This window comes from Luteolibacter pohnpeiensis (assembly GCF_016595435.1).
Taxonomy (GTDB): Bacteria; Verrucomicrobiota; Verrucomicrobiia; order Verrucomicrobiales; family Akkermansiaceae; genus Luteolibacter; species Luteolibacter pohnpeiensis.
Genome location: NZ_JAENIJ010000021.1, coordinates 49,624 through 71,146 on the forward strand (window position 1 = coordinate 49,624; position 21,523 = coordinate 71,146).

Sequence of the window (21,523 nt, forward strand, 5' to 3'; positions counted from 1 at the left end):
TGATGCGGAGAACCGAAGCAATGATTTGCAATGTGTTCAAGTGAATAGTTTTCGGGGAAGTGCTTGGATTCCGCAAATGGATCAAAAAATCCCGAGCTACCAACCTGAATGCGCGGATCAGCTTTTACTTAGCGCAATCAGCTCAAGTAATTTTTCGGCACAGGCAACAGCGAATTGAGGATCGTTGATCTCCAGATCGTAGGACTGAACTGGAATTTTCACATGGGAGGAAAGCGCGGTAAATAATGCGTCGTCAGCGATTGGATCGTTGAATTCCTGACCCGGAGAGCCAAGCGCGCTTAGCCCGAGACGAGGAAACATCAGTGCCGAAGGCGCGGTCCACAGGTTGATTTTTTCCGCCATGATTTCGCCGATTTTCGAACACTCATCTGCTGAGGTGCGCATGAGGGTGATTTGCGGGTTGTGCCGATAAAATTTTCGGTTGGCGAACTTGTGAGGAATCGTATCCGGCTCGCCGAAATTGATCATGTCGATGCATCCTGGGGCAATCACCACCGGGATGTTGGCGGTCGCCGCGGCTTCCAACCGGTGTGGACCTGCGCCCATGATGCCGCCGACGGCTTCGTCCGCCAATTCGGTGGTGGTGAGATCAAGTACGGCGGTTACCATACCACTTTCGATCAAGGATTCCATGATGCGCCCACCGGCGCCGGTTGCCGCGAAGATGAGAACTTCATAGCCGGCTTGTTCCAGGACTTCCTTCGCTTTCGTCACACAGGCAGTCGTGTTGCCGAACATGCTGGCGACGATCAGAGGGCGCGATTCTCCGACATTCACCTCGCATTCCACCATGCCGCAGATCGCGCCTGCAGCCTGACTGAATAGCGTCCGCGAAAGTCGGTTGAGTCCGGCGACATCGGCGATGCTCGGCATCATGACAATGTCTTTGGTGCCGAGGTAAGCCGCGGTGTTGCCGGCGGCGAGAGCGGAGACCATGAGCTTGGGAAGACCAAGCGGAAGGGCGCGCATGGCGGTGGTGGCGAGCGCGGTTCCTCCGCCTCCACCGAGTGAAATGACTCCCTGGATGGCATTTTCAGCGGCCAGTCTCGCCAGTAAAATGGCGGCGGCATTCCCCATGGCGGTGACGCATTCTCCGCGATCTTTACGGGCGAGTAGGGGTGCCAGGTCGAGCCCGGCGGCTGCCGCTACCTGTTCCCTTGTGATATCTGGCACGATGCTTGCGGGCGCTCCGGTGCCGACGTCGATGAGTAAAGTTTGCTGACCACGTTGACGGATTTTTTCAGCGATGAATTTGTGCTCCTCACCTTTGGAATCGAAGGTGCCGATGACTGCGATGGTGGCCATTTGTTAGTAGAATCGATGGGTGGATTTTTGCGATGGTGTCTGATCTCGCGGAGATCGTCACGTTTGTTTTGGAGGACTAGGTAATTCAACTTGCCGCCGCAAGTTTGAATCACTAGGGCTAAGCTGAAGCCTGCCAAGTGGTGGGGAACTGATAACCCATATGTCATCGAGATTCTTAGTCGCGCCGGATAAATTTAAAGGTTCACTTACTGCAAAGGAGGCAGCGGATGCCATGATTGCTGGTATCATCGCTGCCTGTCCGACGGCTGAAATCGATTATTGTCCGATCGCGGACGGGGGTGAGGGATTCATGGATGCGCTGGCGGAAGCCATGCATGGAGAATGGATCGATTGTCCTGCGGTGGATGCGCTGAATCGGCCGATCCAGAGTCGCTATGCCATCGCCCAAACTGCGGAGGGCAAAATTGCGATCATGGAAATGGCTGAGACCGCAGGAATTTGGCGGATCGGGAAAGATGAATTATGTCCATTGCTGGCGACCACTAAAGGAGTCGGTATGCAAATCGCGGACGCCGTTTTGAATCACCAGGTGGATCGGGTCATTCTTGGTTTGGGTGGGAGTGCCACCAACGACGGCGGGGCTGGAATGGCGGCTGCGCTCGGAGTTGAATTTTTGGATGCCTCAGGACAGCCGATCGATGTGGTGCCTCAGTGCTTTTCACAATTGGCCTCGGTGGATCTAAGTAAACGCATTCCACTTCCTGCCATGGTGGCAGCATGCGATGTGGAAAATCCTCTGCTGGGAAACCGGGGAGCGACGGCGGTTTTTTCAAAACAGAAGGGAGCGAGCGATGAGGATCGCCTGCTGCTTGAACGGGCCTTGGCGGCCTTGGCAGATCACAGCGCGGGATGGGTGGCCGCAGAAAAACCCGGAGCTGGAGCTGCGGGTGGGCTGGGATTCGGCTTATTGCATTTCACCGGGGCGACTCTGGAATCCGGCTTTGATTTGATTTCCGGATTGCTGCGGTTGGATGAGAGGGTGGCATCCGCAAGTCATGTTGTAACCGGCGAAGGGGCTCTGGACTATCAGAGTTTGGCGGGAAAAGGTCCGGTGTCGCTGGCAAGAATGGCAGTAAGATCAGGCGTCCCAGTGACGGCATTTTGCGGGATGGTGGACCAGGAAGTTCGGGCGAGCGGGTTGTTTCATGGAATTCACAGCCTTGCCGAAACCGGTTTGCCATTGGATGAGTTGATTTCGCGGGCTGGAACTCTGCTGAGTGAAATCGCCGAACGCACGTTTAGAAAATCATGAAACGAAAACCATTCATCACCGAGGCTGAAGCCATTAAGGAAGATTTCAAAGGCAGGACCAACTATTGGCTATGCAACCCAGAGGTGGCGGATGCCAAGGGCTTGCAGATTTGCCGGGCCGTGCTGCCACCGGGGGAAGGGCACAATTTCCATCGCCACCCGGAATTGGAAGAAGTGATTTATGTGCTCCAAGGCAAGGTCGAACAATGGGTGGAGCAGGAGAAACAAGTGCTGAATCCGGGCGAAGTGGCTCACATTCCGGCCGATGTGGTCCATGCGACTTTCAATGATTCCGATGAGGATGCGGTGATTCTGGCGATCCTTTCTCCGGCGGCGAGCCATGGCCCGGCGACGGTTGATGTTTTTGACGATGAGCCTTGGAAATCAATGCGTGGCTGATGTTGAGAGCTGACAAATACATGTGGATTCCCCGATAGAGCCTTTCCTCGACTTAGGCCTGTAGGCCGGGTTCCATGTTCTGCGTATGCCGAATCAATGGACAGGAAAAGGAAACCCCTACACCCGCAGCGAAGTTCTCGAGCGTCTGAACGATACGATCTCGAAAGGTGAAGCGATCATCGCTGCCGGGGCAGGGACGGGAATCAGTGCGAAGTTCATTGAAAAAGGCGGAGCCGATCTCATCATTATCTACAATTCCGGTCGTTTCCGGATGATGGGACATGGCTCGACAGCTGGCATGATGGCCTATGGCGATGCCAATGCCGTGGCGATGGAAATTGGCGAATATGAAGTGCTTCCCGTGGTCGAGGAAGTGCCCGTGATCTGCGGGGTTCATGCTACCGATCCACGCCGCCGGATGTGGCATTGGCTTGGGAAAGTGAAAGATATGGGCTTTTCCGGAGTGAATAATTTCCCGACTCACACCATCATCGATGGTCATTTCCGTGGGGTCTTGGAAGAGACCGGGATGAGCGTGCAAAAAGAATACGAAATGGTCGCTCTCGGAAGGAAAATGGACCTTTTCAGCATCGTTTACGTCGGCTCACCCGAAGAGGCGGTCGAAATGGCCAAGGCGGGAGCTGACGCGATCATCGCACACGTCGGAACCACCGTGGGTGGCTCGATCGGCGTGACCAATGCCGTAGCAAGCTGGGATGATACGATCAAACGGACGCAAGACATTATCGACGCGGCGAACACGGTTCGTAAGGACATCCTGTTCCTGTGCCATGGTGGTCCGATCAACACTCCTGAGGATGCGGCACGGGTGATCGACAAGACCGATTGTGTCGGCTTCGTCGGTGCGTCGAGTTTGGAACGAATGGGCGTTGAAGCTTCACTGACAAGCCTCACTCGCGAATTCAAATCGATCTCGCTGAAACGCAAGAACTGAGCTCGTTTCAAGAACTTGTAGCTCGAATTTTGCTGAAAGTTCCATTACTGGAAATCCAGTAGTTCAAAGTCATGAAAAGCTCCAACCATCATCATCGATTCCTCGCCGCTGGCTGTGCGCTGGCATTTTCCCTTCTTTCTTCCATGCCTGCGATGTCAGAAGATTTGCCGCCGGATAGCATTGCTCCGATGGGGCAGAAGTGGGCTGAAAAAAAAGCTGCGGATACGATTCGGGTGCTTCTTGTCGGATCCGGCAGTTCCCACGATTTCCCGAAATACTTCCTCAAGGCGGACAGCGAAACGCTGACGAAAGCCGGCGGAATGGAAGTGACGGCGACGCCTAATCTTGAGGAAGCCCTCGCTCTATTGCCGGAAGCCGATGTATTGGTTTTCAGCGGCAACCACGACCAGTGGGGAACCGAGAAATTCCAGAAAGCACTCAATCAGTTCGCGGATGATGGGCACGGAGTCATCATTCTCCACGCGGGGACTTGGGTGCATCCATGGGCTGGATACAACGATCGATTTGTCGGCGGCGGTTCCACCGGACATGGTTATGGCGAATTTGAAGTGGCTGTGGAAAAGCAAAAAAATCCAGTCATGAACGGCGTGCCCAAGACTTTCAAAATCGTTGATGAAAGTTACCGGCATACTTTCAGCGAGGACGCCAAGGTCATTGAGCTGGCAGAGAACCATGCGGATGGACAGAAGCACGCCTGTGTCTGGATTGTAAAAGACCGCAAGGCACGGATTGTCGACATCACGCTCGGCCATGCGGATGAGGCTCACTCCAATCCAGCCTATCAATCCATTCTCACCAATGCGGTGAAGTGGGTGGCAGAAGGCCGCTGAACAAAAGAAGCGACACATGAGACGATTTACCCTCGCGATCTTTCTGTTCGGTCTGGCGGTTCCGGTTTTTGGACAAGCTGCGAAAACTCCCGGCCGTTTGGAGGTGCTATTTTTGGGAGATGATCGCGGTCATCAACCGATTGAGCGCTACCGGGTCTTAAAGCAAGCACTCGGACCGCGAGGCGTGAATCTCACTTATGTGGAAGATCTGAGCAAGATTACCGCAGAGAATCTGGCTCTCCAGGATGCTCTGATCGTCTACGCAAACCATGAGGAGGACCAGGTTCCTGAGGCAATCTTGCCTTGGGTGAAGTCCGGTGGGGCTTTGGTGGCGCTGCATAGTGCATGCGGGAATTTCCATCCATCGAAATCCTGGTTCGATCTGGTCGGCGGTCGTTTCCAGAGTCACGAAGGTCATGAGTTCAGTCCGGTGAATGTGGACAAGAATCATCCGATCATGCGCGATCTGCCGACGCTCGAATGTTGGGATGAGACCTACGTGCATACCGATCTAACCGATGATCGTCATTTGCTGCAGGAACGTCCTGCGCTTAATGCTGGTGAAACCGAGCCGGAGCCGTGGACCTGGACCCGTGATGAGGGCAAGGGGCGGGTATTTTACACCGCGAGCGGTCACGACCTCCGCTGCTGGAATTTGCCAGCTTATCAGGAGCTGGTTTATCGAGGGATTCTGTGGTCCGTGGGCGATGCCAGAGCAAAGGAGTTCCTGGCGGTGGAGATCCCTAAACTGGAAATGGAAACTCCGCGGATTTCCAATCGGGCTCATCCGGAGATTCCGATGATGGAGTTGCAGAAGCCGTTGTCAGCTGAGGACAGTGCGAAGCATGCGCAGGTTCCAGCTGGGACAAAGCTTGAGCTGTTTGCCAGCGAACCCATGGTCATCAATCCGATCGCGATCGATTGGGATGAGCGAGGTCGGGCATTCGTCGTAGAAAGTTTTGGCTATCCCAATGACGTGCCGATGGAAGTGGGGCGCGGGAAGGATCGGATCAAGATTCTAGAGGACACGGACTTCGATGGCAAAGCGGACAAGATGACCTTGTTTGCAGATGGCCTCCGTCATTGCACGACCACCGTTTTCTATGATGGTGGTGTAATTGCAACCGACGGACCGGACATTGTTTTTCTAAAAGACAAGAATGGCGATGGCTGGGCGGAAGTTCATCGTCGGCTGGCGACAGGTTTGAATATGTCCGACACCCATGCTGCAACTTCGCATTTCATGTATGGCGTGGATAACTGGATTTACGCGACGGTTGGTTACAGCGGAGTGGATCTGAATGTTAACGGCGAGACCCACAAATTCGGCAATGCGGTGTTCCGGTTTCGACCTGATTTTTCAGAACTCGAACATCTCCAAAATACCTCTAACAACACTTGGGGATTAGGATTCACCGAGGACGGAGATGTGATTGGATCCACTGCGAATAACAATCCATCGTGGATGGTATCTATTCCAAGTTCCGCCTATCAGGGAACCGGAATCGAGCAACCACAGACGCCGCGGATTGAGACTTCGACTTTTATCTATCCGAATACGTTTGATATCACCCAAGTCGATCAAATCAACCGATTCACTGCAGGTGCGGGTCATCAATTCTATACCGATGACTTGTTAGCCGCAGAGTTGAAACCCAACGATGCTTTCATTTGTGAACCCACTGGACACCTGGTGGCATTGGGAACCATACATGACAATGGTTCGCTGAAAACGACCGTGATGCGGGGCAATAATTTGTTCGCCAGCTCGGATGCCTGGTGCGCTCCCGTTGCCGCACGTCCAGGTCCGGATGGGGCGATGTGGATTGCTGATTGGTATGATCCGATCATTCAGCACAATGTTGTGTTTCGATTTTGGAATCCGGCCCGCGGCTATGATCAGCCACACAGTCCGTTCCAGACCGGCGATCCCGGACCAGGGAAGGGAAATGCGTATGTCACGCCGCTGCGCGACAGTGAGCACGGGCGCATCTGGCGGATTGTTCCAATGGATGGAAACGCCCGCAAACCATTGGCGCTCGATCTAACCAAACCCGCAACCTTGATGGCCGGGCTGAAATCACCTTCACAGGCTGTAAGGCTCCAGGCTCAGCGCCTGCTGATTGAGCGCGGCAAGGAAGATGCTGTTGCACCGTTGGCAGCCTTGATCGAACAAAGTGCCAAGGCGGAGGGAAGTGACAAGCCTCTCGCTGCCATGCACGCGATTTGGGCACTCGAAGGACTCGGGCTCAAGCCGGGAAGTGCGGCCTATCAGGCAGTGGCTGGCGTGCTCGCAACTCCAGGCACGCATCCATTGCTTCGCCGTCACGCATTGGCCGCTTTGGGGGCTGACGATCCCGCGGTAATCCAGTTGCTCCCTGAGCTGCTGGCCCGTGCATCGTCTCCGCGAAATCAATTGTTCAATCTGATCGCCTGCGCCGAGACATCACCTAACGATGGGGTGGCAAAGGCTGTATGGCATTTAGCCAATCATGGCTCATCATTGGATGATACCCAACGCGAAGCGATCCGCCTGGCCATGCATCGCCAAGGCTTCAGCATGCTTGCTGTTGCTGTCGGGGAACTCGAAGACAAACTTCCGGAAAGCTGGCAAGGCAAGGCTCTGATCGAAGTCGCCGAGCAGATCGCGGCTGGTCCTAACAAGCCCGCTTTGGTGGCACTGCTCGATCAGGCTCCGCTTGCACTGCGGGAACAATTTGCTCCGGCCCTGGCGAAGGCGGGTACGGAGGCTCCGGAGGCGGAAAAACTTCCCGATCATTTGATCGCCGGTCGCGATGCCTATATGAAAGCCTGCATCGAATGCCATCAGGTCACAGGTTTGGGCATGTCCGGCACGTTTCCTCCCTTGAAAGGTTCCGAGTGGGTTCGTGGAAATCCGCGCACCATTCTGCGAATTATGTTAGGTGGTCTTTCCGGGCCGATCGAAGTGAAAGGCGAAAAGTTTGATAGTGTGATGCCGGGTCACAGTCACATCGATGACGAGGAAATAGCAGCGATTGCGAGCTACGTCCGATATGCCTTTGGTGATCTCAAGGAAAAGCCATTTCCGCCAGCGGAGGTGAAAGCGCTCCGCCCTGAAATTGAAAAGCGCATGTTTGCTCCTTGGACGGTGAAGGAGCTCAAGGCGCTCGAGCGCTGATCGCTTCGGTTAGAGTTCAGAGTCGTGGGCGATTTCTAGCAACCGGAGTCTCTCCGGTTGCGATCGCCCGCCGATGCTCGGAGGGTCTCCAGCCGATCCATTTGGTGAAGGTGTTGGAAAAGGTGCCGATGCTTTCAAAGCCAACCGTTTTGGCGATTACTTCGACTTTGTCGTCGGTAACGGAGAGCAGGTGACGGGCGCGTTGCAGTCGCAGGAAAGTCAGATGCTGCATCGGGCTGCGACCCAGCTCTTTGCGGGAAACGCGGCGCAGGTGTTCTTCGCTCATGCAGGCGATGGCCGCCAGTTTTGAAAGTGTCCAGGGTTGGGCGAGTTCGGCCTCGACCTGTTGCCACACCCGCCACAGACGTGAGTCGGATTGATGAGGTTGGGCGAAGCGCATCACATAATGCTGGATGAGTTCGCTCCAGTGATGCAGCGCGGATGGGGCGTTGGCTCCCATGCATTCGCTGTGCAGGCCGTTGATCGAAGCTCGCAGGGGTTCGGCATCGAATGGACCGGTGACTGGTGAGATCGCAGAGACGATCGGCCGGGTTTCGCGCGATTCCTGATAGCGCACCCAGGCGAAGTGCCAAGGTTTCCCGGGCAGGCATTTGAGCGAGTTCATCACAAAGGGTGGCTGCAGGCAGGCCTGGCCCGCGCGGATTTTTTTCCAATTTCCATCTGCCAGAATCACTCCTTCACCGTGAAAGCAGGCGAGCATGAAGGTGCCGCTTTGATCTCGGCGAATGATCTCGAAAGGAGACCACGCCTGCATGATGCCGACGTGGGCGACGTGATGTTGACCCAAAAGTGGGCAAATCGGCGCATTGTTGAACCAACCTCGTGAATGGGCAGCGTCCGCACGAACGATGATGCTGTGGGTGTCGTCGCCGAGAATATCCACATCGGCCAGATCTGAAGGGAGTTCTGATTCACCGGTAGCCATGCTCTGAAACGACCCTGCATCAGGCGGCGGACCCGTGGCAAGGGAGCAATTTGGAAAGCTCTTTTGTGCTGCCCGGACAGCTGCGATCAAACATCCCTTAAAAAACGAAAAAATCGGCCCCTTTTATATCGGACAGGTCTTGCCTTTAGTGGTGGTTCCACTTAAAGCGCTGCGCACCATGACAAGCGTAGGCCCGATTACTTTCCCACTTGATGGTTACGATGCAGTGATTTTTGATTGCGATGGCACCTTGGTTGATTCCATGCCAGCTCACTTTGAAGCTTGGTGCGAGGCGCTCGCCCTCCATGGTGCCGGTGGCGTTTTTAAAGAGGATGTTTTCATCGCGATGGGCGGTCGTCCGACCTTGGACATTGTCATTGATCTCAACAGCCAAAACGACCTGAAACTCGATCCGGAGGCTGTTGCATTTGCAAAACGCGAATCGTTCCTGAAGCGCATGCCGGCAGTGCGATTGATCAAGGAAGTCGCCGAGTTCGCCGAATCCCTGCGCGGCAAAAAGCCGATGGGAATCGCCACCGGCGGCACCCGCATGGTGGTCGAAAAAACTCTCCAAGCGGTGGGTTGCTCAGACTGGTTTGATGAAGTGGTGACCGCAGATGATGTGAAGGAAGGAAAGCCATCTCCTGAGATTTTCCTGCGTGCTGCGGAACTTCTCGGCGTTGAGCCATCGCGCTGCCTGGTGTTGGAGGACGCACCGGCCGGCATTCTTGCCGCCCAACGCGCCGGCATGCAGGTGATCGCGATCCCATCGCCATTGGAGTCGTTTCCGAGCTGATGTCCTGCCGGAAAGGAACCATTTCTGATGAAATTATTTCTTTCCGGGGATTCAGGCTTGCCTAGCGGGGAACTCCTCTATTGACTCCCCCATGGCGGAGATTTCCCTAGGTCTTTCATTTGACGATGTGCTTCTGGTGCCGGCATACAGTGCCGTTCTTCCTGGTGAAGCAGATCTTTCCACTCAAGTTACAGCAGATATTTCTCTGCATATTCCGGTCGTGTCCGCTGCAATGGATACGGTTTCCGAGCACGATCTCGCGATCGCTCTGGCACGCGAAGGCGGCATCGGCGTGATCCACCGCGCTTGCCCGATCGATGAGCAGGCGGTCATGGTTTCCCGCGTCAAGCGTTCGGAAAACGCCGTGATCCAAAAGCCCCTCACGGTGCGCAAGGAGGATACGATCGCTCACGTTCGTGCGATCATGGCGCAGAACGGATTTTCCGGATTTCCGGTAGTTGATGAAGCCGGGCATCTCGAAGGCATGGTCACCGGGCGCGACATCCGTTACCTGGATCGGTCGGATGCCCTTGTCAGCGATGTGATGACTCCGCGTGAGAAGCTGATCACCGCACCTGCCAATACCGAGCTCGAGGAAGCTCGCCGGGTTCTTTACCAAAACCGCATCGAGAAGCTTCCACTGGTGGATGCAAACGGTTGCCTGGTCGGGTTGATTACCGGATCGGACATCGAAAAGCGAGTGACCTTCACCAACGCGGCCAAAGATGCAAATGGTCAGCTCCGTTGCGGTGCGGCTGTTGGAGTCGGTCCGGATTGCTTGGATCGTGCCCGTGCCTTGATCGATGCCGGTGCCGATGCGTTGTTCATCGACGCTGCCACAGGACACACCCGCCACGTCATGAACGTGATCGAAAAATTGCGCGGCCTCTCGGAGCGCCCGGTTGTCGCCGGAAACGTGGTCACCGAGCACGGTGCGCGTGACTTGGTCGCTGCAGGAGCGAGTGCGGTCAAAGTGGGTGTCGGTCCTGGATCGATTTGCACGACCCGCGTGATTGCCGGAGTCGGCATGCCACAGTTTACCGCGATTCAGAATGTGGCCGGCTATTGCCGCGAGCACGGAGTCAAAGTCATCGCAGACGGCGGCATTCGTTATTCCGGTGATATCGTCAAGGCGATCGCCGCCGGTGCGGACATGGTCATGCTTGGCTCATTGCTCGCCGGAACCCGCGAAAGCCCGGGGCAAACCGTTCAGTCGATGGGCCGCCGTTTCAAAACCTACCGTGGCATGGGCTCGCTCGGGGCGATGCAGAAAGGCGCAAGCGACCGCTACAGTCAGAACAGTTCCGGCAAATTGGTGGCGGAAGGCGTTGAAGGCCGGGTGCCATACAAAGGTCCGCTCACCGATGTGATTTTCCAACTGATGGGCGGCCTGAAATCCGGCATGGGCTACGTCGGCGCTTCGAGTCTTCAGGAACTTCGCGACCGCGCGACCTTTACCCAGATCACCGCTGGCGGTCTGCGCGAAAGCCACGTTCACGACATCGTGATGACTGAAGAACCAACCAACTATCAGCCAGTCAGCTGAGTTTCATTTCCCAAGACTCTTTTCCCACCACTCCATGCAGGACCAACAACACGTCGCCGTTCTTGATTTCGGCTCCCAGTACACGCAGCTCATTGTCCGCCGCGTGCGCGAACTCGGATTTTTCGCAAAACTTTACGCCATTGAGGAATTTCCGGACATCGGTCAACCCGGAGCCATCATCTTGTCCGGTGGTCCCAAAAGCACCAGCGAGCCAGACGCGCCGGATCTCGATTTCGATGCGTTGATGGGATTCAATGTCCCGGTTCTTGGCGTCTGCTACGGCATGCAATTGCTGAACATCAAGTTCGGCGGCAGCGTCGAAGCCAGTGACCGTCGTGAATACGGCCCTGCGAACCTGGTGCTCGATGAAGCGTGCCCGCTTTACGAAGGCATTTCAAAATCGTCTCAGGTTTGGATGAGCCATTCGGACACGGTGAAAGTGATCCCGGCGGAAACCAAGGTGATCGCCCGCAACCAGCACGGCACCCCGGTTTCGTTGCAATGGAAAGAAGGGGTCTTCGGCATCCAATTCCACCCGGAAGTGACTCACAGTCATGAAGGATTGCGCATTCTGCAGAACTTCCTCCTCCAAGCGAAGGAGCTTCAGCGTTTCCGGATCGACGACTTCAAGCGCGAGATCATCGCCGACATCAAGGAGAAGGTTGGCACCAAACAAGTGGTCTGCGGTGTTTCCGGCGGTGTGGATAGTACGGTGCTCGCCGTACTTCTCAAGGAAGCCGGAGCAAATGTGCGCGCGATCTTTGTCGATCATGGCCTGATGCGTAAAAACGAAGGCGATGAAGTTCGGGCGAACTTCGAGCGCATGGGCGTGCCGATCGAGACGGTCGATTGCTCGGAGCGTTTCCTCACTGCCTTGAGTGGTGTGGATGATCCGGAGAAAAAGCGCGTGATCATTGGCAACCTGTTCATCGATGTGTTTTGGGACGCCGTGGGCGATGCTGAATTGCTCGCGCAAGGCACGCTTTATCCGGACGTGATTGAAAGCGCGTCGAATGCGAAATCGAAGGCATCGAAGATCAAAACCCACCACAACCGGGTCGATCGAATCCTCGAACTCCAAGCTGAAGGCAAGGTGCTGGAGCCATTGGCGGAACTTTTCAAAGACGAAGTTCGTGAGCTCGGCACGGCGCTCGGCATCCCGCACGACATCCTGCAACGCCATCCATTCCCAGGTCCGGGTCTTGCCGTTCGCTGCCCAGGCGAGGTGACTGAGCAAAAGCTTAAAATCATCCGCGACTGCGATTACATCTTCATCAACCAACTCAAGGAACAAGGTTGGTATGATAAAGTCTGGCAATCCTACGCCTGTTTGGTGCCGGTGAAAACCGTGGGTGTCAAAGGTGATGAACGCAGTTATGAGTGGGCGATTTCCCTGCGCGCGGTGATTTCCGAAGACGCGATGACTGCCGATTGGGTGGAGCTGCCGTATTCGTTGTTGCGTGAAGCCAGCAACCGGATCTTGAACGACGTATCCGGCATCAACCGCGTGCTTTACGATATTTCGACCAAGCCGCCAGCCAGCATCGAGTGGGAATAATTTCCTGAATTTCCAATCCAATGGAAGCAGACGACAACAGGGCGGTTTCCGCGTTGTTTCGTGTCTTCGGCACGTCTGATCAAGCGCCGAAAGCGGACCGGGTGGAACCCACCCGGCACCGCGGGATGCATCGTGGGGAGTTGATTTTCCTCGCCACGCTCGTGCCGATCACTCTGTTGGTTGCCGTTGGAAATGAGCTGGTTCGTTGGCTTGGATGGGGTGTCGGGCTGCTGTTGACGATACCCGCCAGTTTCATCGCTCTGAATCTTCTAGCGGTCATTTCGGCGGGGAAAAATTCCACGCGAAAGTGGCAGCGGGTTTTGTTGCTTTTCGTGATCTGGGGTTACGCCCGTTATCAGGTAGGCGGAGTGGTAAGCCTGCTTGCCTGGATCTGGTTTTTGCTTGCGGCATTGAACGGACTCGCCGCTGGGTTGCTGTTGCTAGGCAAATCGGTTCGGCTCGGTTTGCAGCAGCCAAACCTTTCTGCTTCCAAGCCCTTTCACGGCACTGGACTGATGATTTGGCGCGGAAGTCTGTTGCTGATCGCGCATTTGGGAATCATCGTAGCGGGATTCTGGATCGGCTGGCGATGGGTCATGGTGGCAGGTGCCATTCTCGATCTCGGATGCCTGGGAGTGGTGCTGAATCCATCAAGCCAATGGCTTGGCCAGGTCATTCGTCGGCGTTCACGTGAGGGGATTTTGATCACCATTGATGATGGCCCAGATCCGAAGGATACCCCGCGCATTCTGGATCTACTGGATACATATCAAGCGAAGGCAATCTTTTTCATGATTGGCGAAAAAGTCAGACGCCATCCCGAGCTTGCGAGAGAGGTGCTTCGACGCGGACATGAAATCGGCAACCATACGATGACCCATCCGCAGGCGACTTTTTGGTGTGCTGGGCCGTGGCGAACGCGACGTGAGATAGTGGCATGTCAAAAGTTGATCGAAGAAACCACCGGGTTTACCCCAAAATGGTTCCGTGCTCCGGTTGGGCATCGGAACTGGTTCACGCATCCGGTTGCCGCAGCGCTCGGATTGCAGGTCATGGGGTGGACACGCCGCGGATTTGATGCGATCGGAAATGATGCGAGTAAGGTCTTGGAGCGCATCATCCCGGATCTGACAGATCGCGATATTGTTCTTGTTCACGAAGCGACCCCGATTGCCGAGGAAGTGATGGAAGGGCTGCTCCGAGCCTTGGCCAACCAACATCACGGCTTGTCCGACCCGGAATCGGGTCCAAGCGAGAAGGTGTGTGACTCGTAAAAGTGATTACAAAGTCCTGCCTTTTGTGGAGATGACAAACGGCTCGGTGGCGCTATCTTAGAGAGTGCAAACAGTGTGTGGCCGGTTCATGAAAACCCGGTTGCACCATTGATTCCAAAAAAGTTTATCCAATTTTCCAACCCGATCCGGATGGTGTCCAGGGAGATCCTGGGACAGGTTGTTATCTTATCCTCATGAAACAGAGGACGGGTTGGAACTCTTTCCGCCGGGTGGTCTGTCCTAAATTGACGCGTTATGGTCTGCAGTCAAAAAGCTCATGAAGTCGTATTGGTGTAGCCATCCCACACGTGCATGAGAAGTCGTGCCGAATCCATGAGCTGATCGGCTGAAATGCCATCCCGGCCTTGGATGGCAATCCCTTTCACAAATGTATCGAAGAGGTGAATGAGTCCGGTTTGATCGGTGTCATTTCTCAATTCACCCGAAGCGATCGCCCGAGAGATGCAGTCCTTGAGAGCGGTGCGCACAGAGGCCCTGGCCTGTTTGACCATGGTGGCCACGTTGGCGTTTTCCTGTGGAAGATTGGTCCCGGCCAACACAGCCATACACCCGCTTGGATGCTCTGTGCTGGTCTGCATGCTGATGGTTTGCACCAGCATTTCATACATCGCAGCTCGTGCTGGAATATCTTTGCGCGTCAGTTCTTTGGCAATGTTGCCGCAGCTCTCCATGTATAGCGCGAGGGCTTCGGAAAATAGCTGCTCCTTCGAGCCGAACGCGGCGTAAAAGCTGGCATTTGAAAGGCCACCCAGCTCCGAGCGCAATTCGGAGAGGGATGTTGTCTCGTAGCCGAATTGCCAAAAAAGGGCCATTGACTTCCGCACCGCCTCTTCGCGGTTGAACTCTCGTGGTCTTCCAGTCCGTGCCATTTTCTCAATCAATGTCGAAGCAAAGTTTTCGCACACCTTCGTCTTGACTCAATCGTAAATCAGCCCACTTTGAATTCCGGCTCGAACGAGCCATAAATAAAGAAAGAATACAAAATGGCTAATTGGAAAGAAATACTCGGAGGTGAAGGTCAAATGGTGGGCACTCTTTGGAAAGAGCATCCAGACCTAGGTGCCGCCTTCTCACAGCTGCAGAAGGCGAACTTCAAAGAGAAAGTTCTATCGGTAAAACAGAAGGAGCACATTGCGGTGGCATTGGCGATCGCCGCTCGTTGTGATGGTTGCATTGCCCATCATATCAACGCTGCGATCAAAGCTGGCTGCACCCGCGAGGAGCTTGTCGAGGTTGCAGGTGTAGCTATTTTGATGGGGGGCGGCCCATCCAACTACTACGCCTCGAAAGCGCTCCAGGCCTTTGATGAATTCACTGCGGAAGCATAACAGCTTTCCAGATACATCACCGTTTTACCCACTTGATCGACCCGGGGAAGATCAAGTGGGCAATTTCCGCAGTTCATGGTGTACTCGCACTCAAGTATTGAACGAATTTGCATCGGGAGGCTGGGAAATTGCCAAGTTGCTCATCCGGTTGCTGGCTTTAAGTTGCGCAATCCATAAGCAAGCAAAACCATGAGTGGTGAGTTTTTAATAATAACGCTTTTTTCAATCCGTTTCGCTAGACTCGGGCAGTAGCGCCTGCAGATCTTCCCACGCCTGCATCTTTCCTGCACTCCAATTGCTCATGTCTGGCATAGGTCCGTTGGAATACTTCCATCTTTCATAGTTGCTATACCAATTTGTCGCTTGGGGATATGGGGTGGGGGAGGATGTCGTGGAAGGTGGTGTAATCATGATGACGTCACTGCCGATAAATTCGTAGGGAGGGAGTTCAAAGCGGTCTGCATATTCCGATTGCGCAAAGCTCTCTGCATCGATATTTTGCCAACACATGAGAAGTCGCTTGATTGCATCTTCGATGTGATCATCAGATGGCTCTTTGGTTAGATCAAAGGCCAAGAGCGCTTCCTTCACATCCTCGACTCGGTTGAGCCGCTTATAGATGATGTCATTGGGGGCAGAGGGCAGTGTACCGCTTTGAATGAGAACTTTGAAGGCCAGTTCCGCTGAATCGGTCACCAACCACTGGGCAATCTTGCTGATGAGTCCCCTTTCGAGCACTGGGTGTTCCAGTTCAGCTCCTTTGGCGAGGCTCAAGAAGCTATCATCAGAATCGTCGAAACATTGGGTTGTGATCGCCCACGCCGCAAGACCCTCTGGATCAGCCCATGCCCATGCCGGACCGATCTCGACGAAGGCATCATGCCACAACTGTTTCATCCGAAGGTGTATCCAAGCCCACTCTGTAGCGGCTTCTCCATCCTCTGAACCCCAGCGGTTGAGAAGCAGCTTCGCCGGTTGTGTGAGGCCTGAATTTTCTTTCAATGGAATCGATTCCAAGGTCGCCTGGATTTGTGAAAGAGGAATTTTCTCAAGTGTCCGCGTGACACGATAGCGTTCGGCATCGGTATTGGCAGCTTGCAATGATGTCAGGAATTCTCCGATATCAGGAACTGAGGAATTCACCTTTGCCGCCATTGGAAGACTGTCCTCGACCGGTTTTTGCTGCGTCTGAAAAGCGGTCCAGATCGCGGCGGTGAGCACGCTAGCCGCCGTGAAAAGGAGTAGCTGACGTTTGCTCGGAATCATTGGAACTCGGTTATAATGGTTGAGAAGGCTTGGGATAGCTCGGTGGGTAGTCCGGGTTGTGTCGCAAGCGCGATTGCTTCTTCCGGACTGCGGCCGAGCAGCTTGGTAAAGGCACCGCGGGAAAGCTGCAGCCGCAGCGCGGGATCCGATATTCTTTTCGCCCATTCGATCGCTTGCACTTCGAATGGGACGTAGTTGCTTGAACCATTGAATTGTGCAACGTCCCGCACTTTTTCTGTGATTAATAAATCGAAATTCGCATCATCACGATGATCATCGAACCATGTCATCGCTTCCTCAGCGGCTCGTTCTGTTAGATGAACCCGACCAATTTCGACCAGCACAGCGTCGCGGGGCAATCCCGCGTCCAATCCTGCTTGTTCTGCCTGTTGGAGGCGTGTGGAGGAATCGCTGACTTGGTTGCCTGATGTGCGGAAACCTCCTCCAAGCATTGGAGTGTCAACGTTCTCCTCATAAACAGTGGCAAACCTCCCGAGTGTCAGATAGAATCGTTCCTCGGGAGAAACCGCTTTCATGGCTCGCAGAATGCCTTCCGGGTCCTTCGTGGCCCAGCGTTTTGCCAGATCGATCTTCAATTGATTTTTTCCTGCCACAGGGACTTCGTCTAACAACACGAACCGATCGATGCGGTCTTGGTTGCTCATCATTTCCCATCCCAAGTCCGTATTGAAGTTATCCTTAAATTTTTGGATCAACCTTTCGCGCGCTGCTGCATCCGGCAGGGCTGCAAGGAATTCACTGAAGGCGGAGGTTCCTTGACCAACAAACAGGCCATTTCCTACCTGTAGCACCATGTCGTCACGCGATGATTTTGTTAGGCCGCGATGGGTCCAGTTTTCTACGATCCATTTGCCACTGGCAATTGGATCGGACCCCGACCAGACACGCCAAAGATAACCGATCACCCTGGTCCCCATGGCGGAGTCAATTTTGTCTCCGATTTTGGCATCGAAGACAAAAAGCATCGTCTCAGCGGGAGCGCGCTTCATTTCCTGCTCAAGGATCAAATAGTAGATCGAATTCTTTTCGGTCTGGGAAAGGCGGGTTTTGGCGGCGGCAAAAAACTCAGGGAATCCAGCTACGCCGATCAAGTCGGTGAGGGCGAGCATTTGCAGCCGCGTCGTCTCATCCCGAGGTTTGGCATTGAGACGCTTGAGCTGTTCGAGCAAATCCGAGCTGGTGGATACGACAGCTCTTTCTCGTTCCGAAAGCAGGTCCATTGGATGCGAAGGCGGCTTGCTTGGCAGGGTAGCAACCACTGCGTTCTTCCTACGCATGGTGAAAGGTGCCGCGATCATGGAAGTGATAGCCACTCCAGCTGCAATGGGAGCCAAGTGGGACATCAGGGTTGACGATGCCGCCTGATGTCCGGCCCATGCCTTGGCGGAAATTTGTGCCACAAATGTCGATGGCAGGGGAGGTGTTGGCAGTCCGGCAAGGGTCGAGCCAAGAAAGGCGGCGGAATGATCCAGGCCGTCATTTCGTAGCATGGTTGCCAGGCGGTCCAGTGCTCGTTTCACCCGCTTGCGGGCGGCGTCTTCGCTGATGCCTAGAATTCCGCCGATGGTCCGATGATCCATCCCTTCGAAATAACGTAAGACCAATGCGTCCCGATCGGGAGTGGGTAGTTGATTGAGCGCGTCATCCAGATCCATATTGGAAAGTTCGGGAGTCACTTTTACCTGACTGTTGAGTGCGTGGGATTCGGCTGCGATTTTTTCCCGCACCCGCCTGCGAGATTCGGTTCTGATATGATTGGATGCTCGTCGGCAGGTCTGGCGATAGAGCCAGGATGAAAGGACGACACCACGCAATCGATGAGCCTTTTTTGCCAGCAAGCTAAACACTTCCTGGCATACATCTTCTGCCGCAGCCCGATCGCCATTCAGTTTGCGCATCGCGGTTCGGAATACCAAAGTTGAATAACACGCGACCAATTCGCGGAAGGCGGTTTCCGATTGTTCGCGATGAAATCGGAGCAGGAGATTATCGGAATCTTGGATCATGATTTTCCTATCAGACACCGCCGGTGCGTTCTACCGGACAATTTATTTTTCACCTTATCGATCGATACAATGATTGAAATTAAAACGGTTGTTGATTATTGTCATTGCGAAATGTCAATAACAAAAATCTTGACCAATTGAGTAGTTTTTCGGGATATTTTAGGCGATGAAATCAAAAAGCCTCCTCACCTTAGTATTATCACCTATTTTGCTATCAGGCACTGCATTTGCCGCATACACTCCAGTAGGAGTCACTGGATGGACAGAGGATATCGTTATTAATAACCCGAGCCCTTACAACGAGAGTGTCACCTCCACCATGGATGGTGGTTATGGGACTCCCGAAAACAATACTTGGATCGAAGCCGGAACATACACGCGTAATGAAGGCGACGAATTCTACTTCAATGGTTTGGTTGCTGGCACTCACACCAGTATCGGACCGAGCGGTGCGGAATTTGTTTTCCAGAATTTCACGGGCAATAACGCACTTCTTTTGGAATCAGGCATTACCCAAACTTTGTCCCTCGATAGCCTCGCTTCCTACTCATCTCTGGTCTTCATCGGTGCGGCTGCCGGTGGTGGTGCCGCAGAGGTGACTGTGACCTTGCACTTCTCGGATTTTACCACTGCAACGTTCTCCTCACCGGACGGAATTGCTCGCGACTGGTTTGATTCAGGTTCAACCGAAGCTGCTTATCTGGTTGGAGGACGTGCCTCGAACAAGAGTGAGGAAGGCTACACGCTGTTGTTCGATAATAATAACGACGCAATCCGACTTCACGAATACGTGGTTGATCTTGCCCTTGCAGATCAATCCAAAGAGTTGGTTTCGATCGATGTGACGAACTCCGGGTCAGGTGGCCGCGTTGCACTTTTCGCTGTGAGTGGCGAAGCCATTCCTGAGCCGAGTGTAGCGCTTCTTTCCGGTGCTGCACTGCTCGGCCTCGGTTTGCGCCGCCGCCGTAACTGATTTGACGGACTGATTGATTCAGAATTCGGAGAGGTCGCAGTTCGCTGCGGCCTCTTTTTTTTGTGACATTTGAGCAAAAAGAAAGCCTTGGAATTTCTTCCAAGGCTTTCTTTTTGAAAAGATTCGGTAATGGCGGGATCAATGCCTGAAGTGGCGATGACCGGTGAAGATCATGGCCATGCCAGCGGCATCTGCGGCGGCGATCACTTCTTCATCGCGGATGGAGCCACCAGGTTGAATACAGGCTGTGGCGCCGGCATCGATGGCAGATTGGAGACCGTCAGCAAATGGGAACATGGCGTCGGAGGCGATGATGGAGCCTTTGAGATCAAGACCAGCTTCCTTGGCTTTCCAAATCGCAATGCGGGACGAGTCTACCCGGCTCATTTGGCCGGCGCCAATGCCAAGGGTGCGGTCGGAATTGGAGTAAACAATCGCATTGGACTTCACGTGCTTCACGATCCGCCAACCGAAGCGCATCGCCCGCATTTCTTCGGCATTCGGCGGGCGTTTGGTCACCACTTTCGATTCCAGATTTTCGAGGCCAAGCGCGGTGTGGTCGCGATCCATCACCATGATGCCGCCGGGGCAGGAACGAATCACGGCTGATTTCTTTTCCGTGATGTAGGCATCGTTCATTTTCATGAGCCGCAGGTTTTTCTTCTTCTGCAGCAGCGCGCGTGCATCGGCCTCGAATTCCGGGGCGATGATGACATCGGTGAAAATTTCGGAAATCACACGGGCGAGCTCGATGTTGAGCGGGCGGTTGACCACGATGACGCCGCCGAATGGTGCCTGGCGGTCGGTCTCGTAGGCTTTTTGCCACGCTTCGCGCAGATTCTCGTCGTCCTGACCGACACCGCAGGGGTTGGTGTGCTTGAGAATGGCAACGGTCGGGCGGACGAAATCGAGGATCAGGTCGGCTGCTGCCTCAATGTCCAGGATGTTGGTGTAGCTGAGCTCCTTGCCTTGGACCTGGGTGAAAAACTGGCGGAAATTGCCGTAAAGGGAGCAGGCTTGGTGAGGGTTGTCGCCGTAACGGAGATCTTGCTCGAGAGGGAGATTGAGTGAGAAATTCCGGCGGGTGCCCTGGCGATTCTGACCGAGGAAATTATTGATCGCAGCGTCGTATTGCGAGGTGCGGAGGAAGACTTTCACGGCGAGTTGTTCGCGGAATCCCTTGGTGGTATCACCGTTGTTTTCCTTCATTTCCTCAATCACCCGTGAGTAGTCAGCTGGATCGACGATGACCGTGACGTGGGAATGGTTTTTCGCAGCGCTGCGCAGCATGGATGGGCCGCCGATGTCGATATTTTCGATGGCTTCCTCCAGCGTGACATTTGGCTTCGCCACGGTTTCCTCGAATGGATAGAGGTTTACGACCACCAGATCGATCGGCGGGATGTCGTTGGCTTTTGCCTGTGCGACATGCTCTTGATCATCGCGGCGATGAAGCAAGCCGCCGTGGACTTTTGGATGAAGCGTTTTTACACGGCCATCGAACAGTTCGGGGGCACCGGTGAATTCGGAAACATCCGTGACGGGTAAGCCGGCTTCACGCAGGGCTTTGGCGGTGCCGCCAGTGGAAAGAAGGTCGACGCCGAGGTCGCGCAATTCTTGGGCAAATTCGACGAGTCCGGTTTTATCGGACACGGAAAGGAGGGCGCGTTGAATGGACATGGATTTGATCTTTCGCGGGTGATGAGATGGTTCCTGTTCGGGGAGGAAGTATCGGGTGGAGGACCTCCGTAGCGAAGGCTGAGGTCAGGCGCAAGAGGGAATCGGGCGGTTATGCTGGAGCTGATTTTACTGGAAATCGATGATT

At 54.4% G+C, this 21,523-nt stretch carries 17 protein-coding genes; 11 read left to right on the forward strand and 6 right to left on the reverse strand.

Going from position 1 to position 21,523, the window contains the following annotated elements:
* Positions 1–117: 117 nt before the first annotated feature.
* Complete coding sequence (locus tag JIN85_RS13355) at positions 118–1,326, reverse strand: Tm-1-like ATP-binding domain-containing protein (protein WP_200271548.1); 1,209 nt, start codon at positions 1,324–1,326, stop codon at positions 118–120.
* Positions 1,327–1,486: 160 nt separating this feature from the next.
* Between JIN85_RS13355 and JIN85_RS13360 the strand changes: the two genes are divergently transcribed.
* The 5 genes from JIN85_RS13360 to JIN85_RS13380 all read left to right on the forward strand — a co-directional run bounded on the left by JIN85_RS13360 (position 1,487) and on the right by JIN85_RS13380 (position 7,963).
* A complete protein-coding gene (locus JIN85_RS13360; protein ID WP_200271550.1) occupies positions 1,487–2,599 on the forward strand; it encodes a glycerate kinase in 1,113 nt (370 codons plus the stop codon).
* Complete coding sequence (locus JIN85_RS13365) at positions 2,596–2,997, forward strand: cupin domain-containing protein (protein ID WP_200271552.1); 402 nt, start codon at positions 2,596–2,598, stop codon at positions 2,995–2,997. The genes JIN85_RS13360 and JIN85_RS13365 overlap by 4 nt, the downstream gene beginning before the upstream one ends.
* A gap of 85 nt (positions 2,998–3,082) precedes the next feature.
* The gene (locus JIN85_RS13370; protein ID WP_200271554.1) at positions 3,083–3,952 is read left to right on the forward strand and encodes a phosphoenolpyruvate hydrolase family protein; all 870 of its coding nucleotides are present in this window, start codon (positions 3,083–3,085) and stop codon (positions 3,950–3,952) included.
* A gap of 71 nt (positions 3,953–4,023) precedes the next feature.
* Entirely contained in the window at positions 4,024–4,803 is a 780-nt protein-coding gene (locus tag JIN85_RS13375; protein WP_200271556.1) for a ThuA domain-containing protein, read from the forward strand.
* Positions 4,804–4,819: 16 nt separating this feature from the next.
* Positions 4,820–7,963, forward strand: a complete 3,144-nt coding sequence (locus JIN85_RS13380) for a PVC-type heme-binding CxxCH protein (protein ID WP_200271558.1) — start codon at positions 4,820–4,822, stop codon at positions 7,961–7,963.
* A 16-nt stretch (positions 7,964–7,979) separates the two neighbouring features.
* Here JIN85_RS13380 and JIN85_RS13385 read toward each other — a convergent pair whose 3' ends face one another.
* Positions 7,980–8,909 (reverse strand): helix-turn-helix domain-containing protein, encoded by a 930-nt coding sequence (locus JIN85_RS13385; RefSeq protein ID WP_200271560.1) that lies wholly within the window; start codon positions 8,907–8,909, stop codon positions 7,980–7,982.
* A 178-nt stretch (positions 8,910–9,087) separates the two neighbouring features.
* Between JIN85_RS13385 and JIN85_RS13390 the strand changes: the two genes are divergently transcribed.
* The 4 genes from JIN85_RS13390 (at position 9,088) to JIN85_RS13405 (ending at position 14,083) form a co-directional block, all read left to right on the forward strand.
* On the forward strand, positions 9,088–9,705 hold the full coding sequence (locus tag JIN85_RS13390; protein ID WP_200271562.1) for an HAD family hydrolase: 618 nt from the start codon (positions 9,088–9,090) through the stop codon (positions 9,703–9,705).
* Between the two features lie 91 nt (positions 9,706–9,796).
* Positions 9,797–11,251, forward strand: coding sequence for an IMP dehydrogenase (guaB, locus tag JIN85_RS13395; RefSeq protein ID WP_200271564.1), 1,455 nt, complete (start codon positions 9,797–9,799; stop codon positions 11,249–11,251).
* A 34-nt stretch (positions 11,252–11,285) separates the two neighbouring features.
* A complete protein-coding gene (gene guaA, locus JIN85_RS13400) occupies positions 11,286–12,809 on the forward strand; it encodes a glutamine-hydrolyzing GMP synthase (protein ID WP_200271566.1) in 1,524 nt (507 codons plus the stop codon).
* A gap of 20 nt (positions 12,810–12,829) precedes the next feature.
* Positions 12,830–14,083 carry a polysaccharide deacetylase family protein gene (locus JIN85_RS13405; RefSeq protein ID WP_200271568.1) on the forward strand — a complete coding sequence of 418 codons (1,254 nt, stop codon included), beginning with the start codon at positions 12,830–12,832 and terminating at the stop codon, positions 14,081–14,083.
* 275 nt (positions 14,084–14,358) lie between these two features.
* Here the strand turns inward: JIN85_RS13405 and JIN85_RS13410 are convergent, their stop codons facing one another.
* Entirely contained in the window at positions 14,359–14,973 is a 615-nt protein-coding gene (locus tag JIN85_RS13410) for a TetR/AcrR family transcriptional regulator (protein ID WP_200271570.1), read from the reverse strand.
* 114 nt (positions 14,974–15,087) lie between these two features.
* Here JIN85_RS13410 and JIN85_RS13415 point away from each other — a divergent pair, with 114 nt between their 5' ends.
* Positions 15,088–15,432 (forward strand): carboxymuconolactone decarboxylase family protein, encoded by a 345-nt coding sequence (locus JIN85_RS13415; RefSeq protein WP_200271572.1) that lies wholly within the window; start codon positions 15,088–15,090, stop codon positions 15,430–15,432.
* A 222-nt stretch (positions 15,433–15,654) separates the two neighbouring features.
* Here JIN85_RS13415 and JIN85_RS13420 read toward each other — a convergent pair whose 3' ends face one another.
* Positions 15,655–16,698: a hypothetical protein gene (locus JIN85_RS13420; RefSeq protein WP_200271574.1), complete on the reverse strand. Its 1,044-nt coding sequence runs from the start codon at positions 16,696–16,698 to the stop codon at positions 15,655–15,657.
* The gene (locus tag JIN85_RS13425) at positions 16,695–18,725 is read right to left on the reverse strand and encodes an RNA polymerase sigma factor (RefSeq protein ID WP_200271576.1); all 2,031 of its coding nucleotides are present in this window, start codon (positions 18,723–18,725) and stop codon (positions 16,695–16,697) included. Before JIN85_RS13425 ends, JIN85_RS13420 begins: the two co-directional genes overlap by 4 nt.
* Positions 18,726–18,891: 166 nt before the next feature.
* Between JIN85_RS13425 and JIN85_RS13430 the strand changes: the two genes are divergently transcribed.
* Positions 18,892–19,698, forward strand: a complete 807-nt coding sequence (locus JIN85_RS13430) for a PEP-CTERM sorting domain-containing protein (RefSeq protein WP_200271578.1) — start codon at positions 18,892–18,894, stop codon at positions 19,696–19,698.
* 138 nt (positions 19,699–19,836) lie between these two features.
* Here the strand turns inward: JIN85_RS13430 and purH are convergent, their stop codons facing one another.
* Positions 19,837–21,378, reverse strand: a complete 1,542-nt coding sequence (gene purH / locus JIN85_RS13435; protein WP_234047423.1) for a bifunctional phosphoribosylaminoimidazolecarboxamide formyltransferase/IMP cyclohydrolase — start codon at positions 21,376–21,378, stop codon at positions 19,837–19,839.
* Positions 21,379–21,523 lie beyond the last annotated feature (145 nt).